A 12,916-nucleotide genomic window follows, 5' to 3' on the forward strand; every position below is an offset into this window, starting at 1 on the left:
GGAGCGGCGGGCCGAAATCCGGATGTCTCCGGGCGGAAGCCGGGTGCGTGCGCGGTTGGCTGCCGCAGGGCGCGCCAGATCGCGAGCGCGAACAGGGCGAGCAGGATTGCGCCTCCGGCAATCAGTGGAACGCGCACCTGCGGGTAGGGCAGGACCAATGTCACCTGGTAGACAAAGTCGACCAGGGCCGCGGCCGGGATCACCCAGCGCCAGCGGCTGTTAGCCCGCGCGTCTCGCCACATTTGGGCAAACCCGGCACCCGTCAGGGCGGCGATGCCCGGGGCCATCGTGATCAAGTAGTACTGATGGAAGAAGCCCGCGATGCTGAAGAACACTGCCATCGGCAGCAACCAGGCGGCCCAGAACACAGCGTGTTGTTCACGCCGGCTGAGCGGCCGGCGCCAGCGCACGCGCCGCAGCAGCGCCACCAAGGAGACGAGCGCTATCGGCAACAGCCATCCGATTTGCCCGCCTAGCTCGGACTGGAACAGCCGCAGCGGACCGGGCCTGCCGGTGTTGAACATGCCGCCTCCGCCCATGCCGCCGCGCAGCCAGCCTGAGCGCTCGGCTGTGGCTTGGCCTCCCGTCCCGCCCGTGCGCCATGGGCTGGTGCCAGCACCCGCCTGTTCCCTGGCGCTTGAGACCGTGCCGGCCGAGCCAGACGAGCTGGAGGCCGCCTGCATCGGCGCGCTGTTTGCGCCTGATGCGCCGTGCATCTGTCCAGTCAGGCGCTCCAATCCGTTGTAACCGAAGATAAGTTCCATCTCGTTGTTCGTCTGCGTGCTGCCGACGTACGGCCGTTCACTGGCCGGGGTGGCGTCGACGGCCACCGCCCAGGAGAAGGACACCGCGGCCAACACGCCCGTCATGGCGGCCAACTGCAGGAGCTTCCTGCGCCAACGGATGCGCCGGGCCAGCAGGTAGGTCAGGTAGACGGCCGGCAGCATGAGGTAGGCTTCCATCATCTTGATGTTGAAACCAAGGCCGATGAATACGGCCACCCCCATCAACCAGCGCAGCCGTCGCGTCTCCAGCGCCCGGAACAGGCACCAGGCGGCCAGCAACATGACGAAGACGAGCAGGCCGTCCACCTGGTTGGTGCGCTGCACGGCCACAGCAATCGGGGTGAGCGCCATCACCAGGGCAGCGATGAGGCCGGCGGCGACGCCGAACACACGGCGCACCAGGTGGTACAGCAGCGCTACCGAACCGATGCCGGCCAGGGCCTGAGGCAACATCAGCGCCCACCCGTGGAAACCAAACACCCACGCGAACAGCGCCTGGATCCAAAAGTCCACAGGCGGCTTGTCGATGGTGATGAAGCCGTTCGGATCGAAGGAATTGAAAAAGAAGTTGTGCCAGTTCATGAGCATGCTCTTGACGGCAGCCGCATAGTACTCGTTGCCGTAGCCCTCCTGGTTCAAGCCGTACAGGTTGAGAAACGCGGAGAGCGCAAGGATGGCTGCGAGTATGAGGTGATGCAGCCGCCAGCGCGGGTTTCGTCTGTGCTCCATGTGCTCCACTCCTACGGGCATGGTAAGAAACGGGACCCAACAGGGGTCGGCTGGGCCCAAACTGCATGATGGGACACACACCTGAAACTCGGTTGAAGGGAAACTGAAGGTTTGCTGAAGGCGAGCGCTCGAAACCCGTTGTCGCGTATCTTGGGATGGGCAGTGAGGGCGAAGTCGTTGAAAGGTACAATATTTCAGAGCCACGAAACAATTTGTTCCATCTTGTCGCTGGGTCAGACAACCTATATACTTTATGCCAAAGCAGGGAGTGATGAAGCCGAATCTGTATCTGGGCACTTGGATTCGGGGGAGCGAGTAGTGCAACCGACCTCTTTCGATTCTAGGATTTTCCTAATTGCTAGGATTTCCTACGAGAGAGGTGTCGAGAAAATGCAAGAGAAGTGGCGGCGCCTTGCGGCCGCGGGTGCTGGGGCGGTTGGCACGCTGGGATTGTGCCTGAGCACCGCCTGGGCTGATGTTGATTCTGGCAATGGACGCGGGAATCAAAGCGACGGTGGGAGCGCGCAGGTGGCGGGATCCACGACCGCGCCGGTGTGGATTCAGGGCGGCAGCTTGGCGCTCGATTTTGGTGACGCACAGCTGACGCCGGCCTCGAGCCCCCTCACGGTCGGGGATGACGGCGTGTCGGGCACCTTGGCGACCATCACCGGCGCAGGGGTCATCGATGACCGCGGGACCGGCCAGGGGTGGCAATTATCAGTATCATCCGATGATTTGCGTGAAGCGGGCGGCCACGCCCACTTGACCATTCCCGCATCCGATCTCTCTTTGAAGATTGACTCGGTATCGCCCGCCTATCCGGACCAATCCAACCCTCCGACAAACAACGCAGCCAGTGCCATCCCGCTCGGTAAGGGGCAGGTGACACTGTTGTCTGCGGGGAACAATTTTGGCATGGGGAAGTGGAACCTGGGTGCGATCACGCTGGGGCTGCACGTCCCTCCCAGCGTGCCGACGGTCGATCCGTCCGTGAACAACGGGCCTACCCAGTTTTATGCTACTATCACCTGGAACCTCACGTCCGGGGTGTAAGGAGAAAAAGGGTCTCGCCCGCCACCGGGACGTCCCGTCCCGGTGAATTTTTTGTGCCTGCCCCAGACAGGCGGGGGAAGCGCCTCCTGCGCAAGTGCCGCGCAGGACGACAAAACCGAACGGACGGAGCCGATGTGTATGCATTTACGAATACGCCGAAACCTGGCCGGCCGCAGGCTGAGATGGGACCTCGCAGCAACTGCCTTTCTCGGTGCCAGCGCGCTGGCCGTCAACACCGCGCTGGCTGCCGGCCAGCCGGGCGGGGCGCCCGGTGCCTCGCTCCCGTTTGCTGTCACCCCCGTCCTCAACGGGCAGCAGGTTCACGGGGTGACCGGGTATTTCGATGTTCACGTCCGGCCGGGGCAGACCCTGCGCCTGCAGATGCAGGTGCACAACCTCACGCGCCAGCCGGTGACTGTCAAGGCGGCGTCCGCCAATGGCCTGACCATGGCCAACGGGGGCGTCGAGTATGTCCCACAAACCCAACTTGCGGGATCGCGGCTGCTTGACCACTCGTTCGCGTTGGCCAGCCGCATCTCTCTGCCCGCCAGCATTCGCCTGCCGGCGAGTGGGAGCGTTCGCGTGCCGATTGAGGTGAAGGTGCCCAACGTCGATGCCGGGACGTATCTGGGCGGTGTGGTGTTCAGCGCGTCCGGGGCCAGCACAGAGAGCACGGCGCGGGTTGCCGGAAACCAGACGGCCATCATCATTCAGAACCGCTTCAACATGGCGGTTGCGATAGCGTTGAACTTGCCGCACACCGTCTCTCCGCGGTTCGCCTTCGGCCGCGCGGATGTGGCGCCGGTCTCCACCGGCGAGCAGCTGCGGATTGGCATGAGCAACCAGGCGGCGGCGGTGTTGAAGGGGCTCACTGGCAGGTATGCGCTGGTGAACGAAAACGGGGATACGGTTCAAGCGGGATCGTTTGGGCCCTTCACGATGGCTCCGAAAACGGCCATCACCTATCCGGTGCCGCTCCAGGCGATGCCGCCGGCGGGCAGGTACACGCTCCGGCTGACCGCCCATGCTGCCGGAAGAACGGTGGCCGCCACCCGGCCGCTGACCATTGGTCAGCCGCAGGAACAAGCGTACCACGAGGCCACCGGGAAGCCGGCGCCGCGAGCCTCGCGCTCCTGGTGGCAATATGGGGCGGCGGGGCTGGTGCTGGTCCTCGTGGCGGCGGGTGTGTTCCTGTGGCGCACGGCCAAACGCAGGGCGATTGCAGCGTATGAGCGGCAACAACGCCAGGACCGCCAGCAGGGCGGTCGACCATAGGGTGGGCCTGGGGAACCTTGCGCGGTCTGAAGCAGGGAGGGTGCTGCCCCCCACCCGGTATGCCCTTCGGTACCGTCCACGGCGAGGATGTCGTATCATGATGGCGGAGGGGTTGACAGCGGCGAGTCGGCCTCGCGGTGTTCCGCATGAGGCCGGCACAGGTCAGGATAGAGAGACCACCTGACCTGCACAGGGGATTTGAGGGCACGGGGGTCGCCACATGCTCGAAAAATCCAGGGGCGGCGAACGCCCGCAGACGACCATTCGCCAATCGCTGCGCTTTGGTTTGGTGGGCGCACTCAACACCGCTGTCGACATGGGGACGTTTTTTGCCCTGGTGCGTTTCGGCCACTGGCATGCGCAGGGTGCCCAGGGGATTTCGTACACATGCAGCATCTGCAACAGTTATCTGTGGAACCGCTATATCACGTTTCGCCGCCGCAGCCTGCCCAATCTGGCCGAGGTAGTGCGGTTTGCCGCCATCACCGGAATCTCCTATGGGGTGTCTGAGTGGCTTCTGTGGCTGCTGCAGCAAGACGCGTGGCCCTTGGCCGGCATCAAGGTCACCATTTCCTTGACTGCCTCACTGCTCAACTTCATTGGCAGCAAATGGTGGGTGTTTCGCCGTCGCGCTGCCCATTGACGGTCAGGGTGGGCGTGGAGGCGGCGGCACAAAGGGGGATGGGCTGTGACCTGGCTGTTGCTGCTGCTCGTGCTGGCTTTGGCGGCCTGGGTGTACCTTCTGTGCGCCCACGGCGGGTATTGGCGGACCCACATTGGACTGCCTGCGGCCCTGCCGGCGGACGCGAGGGCGGTCCCAGCCACGGACAAACGGGACACCTGTTCTGTCGCGTCAGGCGGGTACCCGCCGGTGTGCGTCATTGTCCCGGCCCGCAATGAGGCCGAAATCCTGCCGCGCTCGCTGCCTGGACTGCTGCGACAAGATTATCCGGGGAGGTTGCGGGTGGTGCTTGTCGATGACCAGAGCGAGGACGGGACAGCGGAGGTGGCGCGCGATGTGGCCCAAAGCTGCGGCCGGGCGGAGCGCCTCAGCGTGGTGCGGGTGGATTCGCTGCCCGCAGGGTGGGCCGGAAAGGTTTGGGCCATGCAGCAGGGTTTTCTATCCACGTCCGCGGAGGATGCCTTTCTTGTCTTCACGGACGCCGACATCTGGCATCCGCCGACCTCCATCCGCGCGTTGGTGGACAAGGCGGAGGCGGAGGACTTGCAGCTTGTCTCACGCATGGTGCGCCTGCGCACGGACAGTTTCTGGGAAAAGCTGTTGATTCCGGCGTTTGTGCTGTTCTTTGCGAAGCTGTACCCGTTTCGCTGGGTGAACCGCGACAAGTCCCGGGTTGCCGCAGCGGCCGGCGGGTGCATTCTGGTGCGGCGGGCGTGCCTGCCCGACGGGTTGCTGCCGATACGCTCGGCCCTGATTGACGACTGTGCGCTTGCGCGCTGGGTGAAAGGACGCGGCGGGCGCATCTGGCTGGGATTGGGCCCCGATGTCCTGAGTCTGCGGTCGTATTCGCGGCTCGGTGACATCTGGCGCATGGTGGCGCGCTCCGCGTTTGTCCAGCTGCGTTATTCGGGTTGGCTGTTGGCGGGTGTTGTCCTCGGCATGACGTTCCTCTACCTGCTGCCGCCCATGTGCGCCATGGTCGAGTTCATTCGGCTCATCGCCGGCGTGGCCGCCACCCCGGACGCCTGGGCCCTGGCGCTTGGCGCCGCGACTTGGCTGCTCATCTCGGTGTCGTTCTGGCCGATGCTTCGTTGGTACGGCGTGAACGGGGCGTGGGCGCCGCTGCTCCCGTTGGCGGCTCTCCTGTACACGGGGATGACCATGGATTCGGCGCGCCGCTTCTGGTTGGGCGGCAAAGACATGTGGAAAGGGCGGCCGTTTGTCAGGCAGGCGTAGGGCCGCTCTCCCTGTGCTGTCGGCGCCAGGGCGGCCGTCTGGCCGCCGGCGCAGCCCATCTTGCCGCCGGTATGAAAGACTGTCATCAATCGAGGTCTATCATGCCTCTGCTCTGGAGATAGTCCCATAGGACACGCGCAGCCTTGGATGTATCGAAATGTAGAAAGAGTTCCTAGTTGTCCAGCCCGCGTCCCCATCCCCGTTTGCGCGACCTGCTTGTCGATAGACTTGCAAAAACGCATAATATAAGAACTGTCCTGTAACGGATTGGCGTATGGCGTGATTGTGCGCAGCCGCAGCTGACAGGGTTTTGATGCCCGTCGTCGGCGCAGGATTACGAATTGATGGAGGAATTCAGCCCATGTCGTTGACGATGAAAGCCGACCAGTCGAACTCATTCCAAGGCCAAGGAACGCTTGCGGCCTCCGCCAGCCGCGGCAGCGGGCAGCACGGCGAACGTGCGCGGTTGCGCGTGGTCTGTCCCGACCAGCCGGGCATCGTTGCGGCGGTTTCGCAGTTTTTGTTTTCACAGGGGGCGAACATTGTCCAGTCCGACCAATACAGCACCCACCCGGAGGCGGGGCGCTTCTTCCTGCGCGTGGAGTTTGACATGCCGGGAATCGCTGCGGACATGGCCGGCTTTCGGACCGCCTTTGCCGAGGTGGCGGACCGGTTTGACATGCGGTGGGAGGTGTCGCTGGCGGCGGTGCCCAAACGGATGGTGGTGTTTGTCTCACGCGAGCTGCACTGCCTGACGGAGTTGCTCTGGCGCTGGCAGATGGGTGAGTTGTTCACGGACATCCGGGCGATTGTCAGCAACCACCCAGATGCCCGCGAGCTGGCGGAGCAGCATCGCATCCCTTTCCACCACATCCCGGTCAGCAGCGAGACGAAACCCGAGGCAGAGGCCAAGGCGCAGGCGATTCTGGAGCAAGTCGGCGCCGAGGTGGTGGTCTTGGCTCGCTACATGCAGATTCTCTCGCCGCAGTTTGTACACGCCTGGCCGGGGCGCATCATCAACATTCACCATTCGTTCTTGCCGGCGTTCATCGGCCGTAACCCGTATCAGCGCGCGTACGATAGGGGAGTGAAGCTGATAGGGGCGACTGCCCACTACGTGACCGAGGAGTTGGACGAAGGCCCGATTATCGAGCAGGACGTGGAGCGGGTGGATCACCGCATGAGCGCGGATGACCTCAAGCGCATCGGCCGCCACGTCGAGCGTACGGTACTGGCCCGTGCCGTGCAGTGGCACTTGGAGGACCGGATTCTCCTGCACGGCAACAAGACCATCGTCTTTCGCTGAGTGAGGCGGTGCGTGGGGGCGTGCGGGGGATCGCTGGGACGGCAGGCATGATTGGGCCTGCATTCCCTCCTTCCAAGCCGGGGTATCAGGAAAACCGGGATGTGGGTGTTCCGGCCTCCGGCACCTATTCGTAGACGTGAATCCCTTGCCTGCGCAACTGTGCGATGGCCTCGGTCAAGGCCCCGATGTCCTCGTATTCCACCGTGTGCAAATGGTGCCCGTCTGTTAAAGTGGAGAGCAGCGTCGCCCCGGACGCCCGTACCTGTTGGAGAAACAGTTCCACATCGCGGCGCGACGCCAACCGCAGGGAGCCGCGCAGCTCGCCGTAGAGCGGATGCTCCACCAGCACGTCCAGCACGCGGATGCCAAAGTCGACCAGCGTCATCAGTTCCTTGCGCGTCAGCTCAGGCGGGTGATAGACCGCGAGCACGCTGCGCTGGGCGGGGGCTGGGCGCGATTCGAACAGGTAGCCGCGCGGGGTCGACACGATGTCCATGCCCTGCGCCCGCAGCAGGGCAATTTCGTGCACCACAACCTGGCGGGTGACGCCTAGCGCCTCGGCCAGGTCCGATCCGGTCACGGGTCTTTGGCTGTTGTGCAAAATCTGCATCAGCTTCTGCTGCCGCTCGTGTCGGTCTCCCATGCGAATGTGCACCTCTTTTTTCCACGCTGCAGGCTGCCCCCTAGTCTGCCCGTTCATGGCTACGCCCATTGTAACACAGGTCCCAGGCCCACCAGGTCTGGACATCTCCCTTCGGACGCGCGTATCCGCGTCTGCCAGCTCCCCGCGCGCACAGCCCGTCTACCTTGGCGGGTTGCCCCGGCAGCCACGCAGCTGGCGACGGGCCAAGACACAGGTTGCCTGTCCACGCGCGAGCGTGTCGCCTGCATACCTTGAAGACAAGTTGCCAAGGAAGGAGGAGTGCAGGCGATGACGCGGGGGAGAGTTCAAGCCACGGCGCGTGGGCAGGGTGCGCGCCGGCCAGTGGACAAGGTGACCCATGCGGTGACCAGCCCCGAGTATGGGTGGACGTCGCAAAACTGGTCCGGCTATGCGGTGGCTGGGGATTCCGGCGCCTTCCAGGCGATAACTGGGAACTGGCGGGTGCCGGAGGTGACGCCCACAGTCGGCGGGGACCAGGCCGCGGCTCACGGGGGCTGGTGGAAGCGCCTGCTGGTGTGGCTAAGCCGCCTGCTGAGCGGCAACGGATCGCAAAGGGATGCGTATTCGGCCACATGGATAGGCATAGATGGATTCAGCGACGCGCAGTTGATTCAGATTGGCACCGCGCAAAACGTGATAGCCGGTCAGCCGCAGTACTACGCCTGGTGGGAAATCTTGCCGAGCCCGGAGACGGTGATCCCGCCGCAGGCCTATCCTGTACGGCCGGGCGACCAGGTGACGGCCGCCATCACGCGGCAGGAGGATAGGCGTTGGCGGCTTTCGCTCTGGAATCGCACCCAGGGATGGGTCTTTGCGCGACCTAATTTGAATTACGATGGGCCGCTCACCTCGGCGGAATGGATTGAGGAGGCGCCGGAAGTGGACGAGCGGTTGGCACGCCTGGCTGACTTTGGCGAGGTGGTGTTCACCGGCTGCAGTCTCAATGGGTTGGCTGTGCGGTTGCAGCCGGCGGATGCCGGCGCGATGGTTCAGGGCCGCCAGACCGTCGCTGTGCCGTCGGCCCCGGCGAAAAGCGGCGACGCATTCACAATCGCCTTTGGCAGCACGGCGCCGGCGGCCCCGCGAGGTTGATGTGCAGCGCAGACCTGGCGCCCCGCCGGGTCTTTCTTCGTCCCGTGGCAGCGCGCTCCGCGTGCGGCAGAATGCGGCGAAGTACGGCACGTCCACTAGAGGACATGGCGGCACTTTTGCTAGAATTGGTTGTTGTCGCAACACATCACCAATTCGTTCACGGGGAGTGGGGTCATGGCAGAACGAGTGGTTGTGACGGGAGGCAGCGGCCGCCTGGGGCCGTGGGTCATCCGCGAATTTCTCGAGCATGGGTACGAGGTGGTCAACATCGACACCCGGCACCCGCAGGAACCGCTCTGTCCCACCGTGATTGCGGATCTCGCGCAGCTGGGGGACGCGGTCGACGTGCTGGAGGGGGCGGACGCGCTCGTTCACCTGGCGGCCATCCCTGCCGCTGGCCTGAGGCCCAATGAGTTCACGTTCCGCAACAACGTCCTCTCCACGTACAACGTGCTGGCGGCTGCGTCGTTGCTGGGCATGAGCAAGGCCGTTATCACCTCGAGCGAATCGTCCTACGGGCTGGTCTTTGCCCTGCATCCGTTCTCGCCGCAATACGTGCCGGTGGACGAAGACCACCCACAGCTGCCCCAGGACAGCTACGGCTTGTCGAAGGTGGTCAACGAGGCGACGGCCGACATGTTCCACCGCCGGTCGGGGATGCAGGTTGTGTCGTTCCGCCTCGGCAACGTGATTGCCCCGGATATGTACGAGAATTTTCCTTCGTTCATCCACAACCCGCGTGAGCGCGAACGCATCCTCTGGAGTTACATCGACACGCGCGACGCGGCGGTGGCCTACCGGTTGGCAGTGGAGGCGGATGGGCTCGGCAGCATGCGTTTGAACATCGCCGCGGATGACACCAGCATGGACATCCCCAGCCGTGAACTGATGGCGGTCAGTTATCCGGACGTGCGGGACTTTCGCGCACCCCTGGAGGGGTATGAGACGCTGTTGGACAATCGCCGCGCCAAACAGGTGCTCGGCTGGCAGCCTGTGCATCGCTGGCGCGACCACGTGAACGTCTAAAGCTTCCCTAGCGTTCCTTGCGACAACAGGTGCTGTCCCATAGGCGGCCGATCCGCGCGGCCGCCTGTTCTTTGCCTTGCTTCTCCTAATGAACTATGACGTTCTCCACAAAATCTCCACACCGACTCCACAACTGTCCATACTCCTTCCAACACTCCTGCGGGTGGGGTTGCTAGACTTAAAAACACATAACCCATGCGTGGAGGGCGTTCCCATGCTTATGTGTGTTTCTGCCATTGGGAATGGAGAACGGCGCCTACACGGCGCGCTGGACGGTCTTCTGGGCTAACGCGGCGTGAATCTGCCTCTAGGAGGGTCCCTTTTTATGACATCGTCAGCTAGGCTTGGTCCGTCGTCGCGGGCCGGTATCCCGGAACGCATGGAGCGGCTGCCGATGACCCGGTTCACCGGGATGGTGGTGCTGCTCTCGGGCCTTGCGTGGTTCATTGAGTCGCTCAGTATCGGATCGCTTGGGGTCGCGCTCGATCCGCTCAAACAAGTGATGCACCTGTCGGCGGGCCAGGTGGGCGTGCTCACGGCGGCCTCCACCTTCGGCATCGTGTTGGGCCTGATACCCGCCGGGTTTCTGGCGGACAAGTTCGGCCGGAAACAGATGTTGGTATGGGGGATTTTGGAGTACAGCCTGTTCACCTTGCTCTGCGCATTTAGCCCCAACTACGGGGTGCTTTTGTTGTTTCGCTTCTTGTCCGGCTTCGGCATGGGTGCGGTCTTCCCGCTGCCGTATGCGATAGTCAGCGAGTTTGTCCCGAGCACGCGGCGGGCTTGGTTCAACGGTCTGTTGGATGCCTGCCTGTCTGTAGGGTACTTTATCGCGCCCCTGTTGGGACTGGTCATTTTGCCGCGGTTTGACTTGGCGATGTCCTGGCGGGTTTTCTTTGCGGTGTCCGCCCTGCCGATGCTGTACGCCTACGTCATTCACCGGATGCTCCCGGAATCCCCGCGGTGGCTGGAGCGCAAAGGACGGCTGCAGGAGGCGGAAGCGCTGATGCGCTCCATTGAGGAGCGCGTGGAGCGTCTGACCGGGCAGCCGCTGCCCGCTCCCGTAGCTGCCGGGGTGGGCGAAGACGCCGAGGCAGAAGCCATATCGGCTCAAGGCTCGGGTGCGAATCCGGGGCCGGGTGGCCGCTTGAGCGCCGGAATCCTGGCGCCCTGGCGACCGCCGTATGTGCGCCGCACCGTGGCGCGGGCGGCCTCGGCCATCGGCACCTTCTATATGTTTTACATCGTGATGACCTATATGCCCACTTTATTCGTCTCGCAGGGGTTGTCGTTCGCGCATTCGCTCGAGTTTACGGCCATCATCACGGCCGCCGCCATCCCGGGCAAGCTCCTCAACGGCTGGATGGCCGAGTGGCTGGGCCGCAAGTGGGTCTATGTCCTGTTCATGGGCGTGGCCGGGGTGGCCTCGTTGTTCTTTGGGCTGGCCCGCTCCGCCGTCGGGATGGTCACATTCGCCTGCGTGATGTCCCTGTTTGGGACGGGCGCGTTCCCGGCGCTGAAGATGTCGTACGCGGAGCAGTATCCGACGCACCTGCGGACCACCGGCGCTGCTACGGTCGAGACGCTGGGACGGTTCTTCGGCGGCGTGGTGGGCTCCTACGCGATGCCGGTCATCCTCCAGTCGGCCGGCATGGCGGTCGGGTTTTACATTGTGGCCGCGGTGGCGTTGTGCGCCGTAGTGATTGAACTGGTGTTGGCACCGGAGACCAAGGCGCTCACGCTGGAGCAGCTGGAGGCCCGGTTGGCGCACTAGTTGGCTGAGCGTGCAAGGAGGTCGCACAGTTGGCCCAGAAAAAAGTTCACCTTTATGAAATCGACCTAATGCGCGCGTTTATCATGCTCGGCGTCCTGTCGGTACACACGGTCACGGTTTACGCGTCAAGACTGCGGGACGGGACCATCGCCTTTCTGTCGGTAGCCGCGGTTCACTCGTCGATGCACTTCACGCGTGAATCGTTCATGTTTATCACCGGCCTCGTGCTGTTCGTCACCTATTACCGGCGGCCCTTTCATACCCTCAAGTTCTGGTGGAAGCGGCTGACTCTGATTGCCGTGCCGTACGTGGTGTGGAACATCGCCTACATCCTGTACGGGCGCGACTACGGGGGGACGTTCGGTTCATTTCTCGCCAAGCTGGGCCATTCCTTGGAGGTGGGAGATCAGGGCTATGTGTACTATGTCCTGGTGTCCATTCAATTGTACATTGTCTTTCCCATCCTGCTTTATGGACTACGCTGGCTGGAGCGCTGGCACGCGCACATCCTTGTCGGCAGCTTCATCTTCCAACTGGCGTTGATGGGGTTTTACCATTACGTGCTGATTCACATCGACTATCAGCATCAATGGCCGTATCTGTTGGCGCGCATCGCCGATCGCTACGGGACGTTTGTGCTGACCTACCAGTTTTGGTTTGTGGCCGGCGGCGTCCTGGCCTGCCACTATGATCGCGTCAAGGCGTACGTAGAATCTCACGTGGCGCTGTTGCGTTGGCTACTCGTCATCGGGGTGCTCGCCATGTGGGCGCAGTATTTCTTTGAACGGTTTGTGCTCGGGTATTCGGACTCTCACGCCGAGTTGGCCGAGACGCCGCTCATGATTCCGTACGCCCTGGTGGTCACGGCCAACATGTGGCAGTTGGGCATGGCGTGGGCGAAGCGGCGCACCCGGCCCGGGTGGCAGCCGTTCAGCCGATTTGTCATGCTCGCTTCGTCAACATCGTTCGGGATCTTTTTGTTCCAACCGTTCCCGCTCGCCCTTCTGTGGCACGTTGTGCCACACCTGAGCACACCGAGCTGGGTGACCTACGGATCGCTCCCGTTTGCGATTCTGTTTGTCTACTTCTCGGGCATGCTGGTAGCCTACCTGATTGGCAAGGTGCCCTACGTGGCCTATTGCGTCGGTCGCAAGGTGCAGTGGCGGGTCAACAAGCCACGGCCCGACGCGGCATCGACCAGCGCCTGAGGCAGCGTAAGGGAGAGCGTCAAGCTTTGGGCGCGACTGTACACCGTCTTGGATGGAGAGGTACTGGATTGAGACAGGAAAGGAGT

The 12,916-nt window shown here is 63.3% G+C and carries 11 protein-coding genes and 1 riboswitch; of the genes, 9 read left to right on the plus strand and 2 right to left on the minus strand.

What is annotated here, in order from left to right:
- A partial coding sequence (locus tag ASH01S_RS01730) for an ArnT family glycosyltransferase (protein ID WP_067922487.1) occupies positions 1 to 1,514 on the minus strand: 1,514 nt, incomplete at its 3' end.
- Positions 1,515 to 1,769: 255 nt separating this feature from the next.
- Positions 1,770 to 1,853, plus strand: a riboswitch (cyclic di-GMP riboswitch).
- 51 nt (positions 1,854 to 1,904) lie between these two features.
- On the opposite strand from ASH01S_RS01730, the gene ASH01S_RS01735 reads away from it, so the two are divergent.
- The 5 genes from ASH01S_RS01735 to purU all read left to right on the plus strand — a co-directional run bounded on the left by ASH01S_RS01735 (position 1,905) and on the right by purU (position 7,066).
- A complete protein-coding gene (locus ASH01S_RS01735; RefSeq protein ID WP_067922491.1) occupies positions 1,905 to 2,567 on the plus strand; it encodes a WxL domain-containing protein in 663 nt (220 codons plus the stop codon).
- 138 nt (positions 2,568 to 2,705) lie between these two features.
- The gene (locus ASH01S_RS01740; protein ID WP_067922494.1) at positions 2,706 to 3,842 is read left to right on the plus strand and encodes a WxL protein peptidoglycan domain-containing protein; all 1,137 of its coding nucleotides are present in this window, start codon (positions 2,706 to 2,708) and stop codon (positions 3,840 to 3,842) included.
- 220 nt (positions 3,843 to 4,062) lie between these two features.
- Positions 4,063 to 4,485 (plus strand): GtrA family protein, encoded by a 423-nt coding sequence (locus ASH01S_RS01745; RefSeq protein WP_067922497.1) that lies wholly within the window; start codon positions 4,063 to 4,065, stop codon positions 4,483 to 4,485.
- A 45-nt stretch (positions 4,486 to 4,530) separates the two neighbouring features.
- Positions 4,531 to 5,760 (plus strand): glycosyltransferase, encoded by a 1,230-nt coding sequence (locus tag ASH01S_RS01750; protein WP_067922500.1) that lies wholly within the window; start codon positions 4,531 to 4,533, stop codon positions 5,758 to 5,760.
- A 361-nt stretch (positions 5,761 to 6,121) separates the two neighbouring features.
- Positions 6,122 to 7,066: a formyltetrahydrofolate deformylase gene (gene purU, locus ASH01S_RS01755; protein ID WP_245628890.1), complete on the plus strand. Its 945-nt coding sequence runs from the start codon at positions 6,122 to 6,124 to the stop codon at positions 7,064 to 7,066.
- Positions 7,067 to 7,190: 124 nt separating this feature from the next.
- On the opposite strand, the gene ASH01S_RS01760 is transcribed toward purU, so the two are convergent.
- The gene (locus ASH01S_RS01760) at positions 7,191 to 7,709 is read right to left on the minus strand and encodes a transcription repressor NadR (RefSeq protein ID WP_067922504.1); all 519 of its coding nucleotides are present in this window, start codon (positions 7,707 to 7,709) and stop codon (positions 7,191 to 7,193) included.
- 288 nt (positions 7,710 to 7,997) lie between these two features.
- Between ASH01S_RS01760 and ASH01S_RS01765 the strand changes: the two genes are divergently transcribed.
- From ASH01S_RS01765 to ASH01S_RS01780, 4 genes are all read left to right on the plus strand, one after another.
- On the plus strand, positions 7,998 to 8,822 hold the full coding sequence (locus tag ASH01S_RS01765; protein WP_067922506.1) for a G1 family glutamic endopeptidase: 825 nt from the start codon (positions 7,998 to 8,000) through the stop codon (positions 8,820 to 8,822).
- Between the two features lie 174 nt (positions 8,823 to 8,996).
- Positions 8,997 to 9,848: an NAD-dependent epimerase/dehydratase family protein gene (locus ASH01S_RS01770; RefSeq protein WP_067922509.1), complete on the plus strand. Its 852-nt coding sequence runs from the start codon at positions 8,997 to 8,999 to the stop codon at positions 9,846 to 9,848.
- A gap of 325 nt (positions 9,849 to 10,173) precedes the next feature.
- Complete coding sequence (locus ASH01S_RS01775; protein ID WP_067922512.1) at positions 10,174 to 11,622, plus strand: MFS transporter; 1,449 nt, start codon at positions 10,174 to 10,176, stop codon at positions 11,620 to 11,622.
- Positions 11,623 to 11,651: 29 nt separating this feature from the next.
- A complete protein-coding gene (locus tag ASH01S_RS01780; RefSeq protein WP_245628891.1) occupies positions 11,652 to 12,830 on the plus strand; it encodes an acyltransferase in 1,179 nt (392 codons plus the stop codon).
- Positions 12,831 to 12,916: the final 86 nt, after the last annotated feature.

The organism is Alicyclobacillus shizuokensis NBRC 103103 (assembly GCF_001552255.1).
GTDB lineage: Bacteria > Bacillota > Bacilli > Alicyclobacillales > Alicyclobacillaceae > Alicyclobacillus_G > Alicyclobacillus_G shizuokensis.

Coding starts and splice junctions, on each gene's coding strand:
- ASH01S_RS01735 (WP_067922491.1), top strand. CDS start 1,905: ATGCAAGAGAAGTGGCGGCGCCTTGCGGCCGCGGGTGCTGGGGCGGTT.
- ASH01S_RS01740 (WP_067922494.1), top strand. CDS start 2,706: ATGCATTTACGAATACGCCGAAACCTGGCCGGCCGCAGGCTGAGATGG.
- ASH01S_RS01745 (WP_067922497.1), top strand. CDS start 4,063: ATGCTCGAAAAATCCAGGGGCGGCGAACGCCCGCAGACGACCATTCGC.
- purU (WP_245628890.1), top strand. CDS start 6,122: ATGTCGTTGACGATGAAAGCCGACCAGTCGAACTCATTCCAAGGCCAA.
- ASH01S_RS01760 (WP_067922504.1), bottom strand. CDS start 7,709: ATGGGAGACCGACACGAGCGGCAGCAGAAGCTGATGCAGATTTTGCAC.
- ASH01S_RS01765 (WP_067922506.1), top strand. CDS start 7,998: ATGACGCGGGGGAGAGTTCAAGCCACGGCGCGTGGGCAGGGTGCGCGC.
- ASH01S_RS01770 (WP_067922509.1), top strand. CDS start 8,997: ATGGCAGAACGAGTGGTTGTGACGGGAGGCAGCGGCCGCCTGGGGCCG.
- ASH01S_RS01775 (WP_067922512.1), top strand. CDS start 10,174: ATGACATCGTCAGCTAGGCTTGGTCCGTCGTCGCGGGCCGGTATCCCG.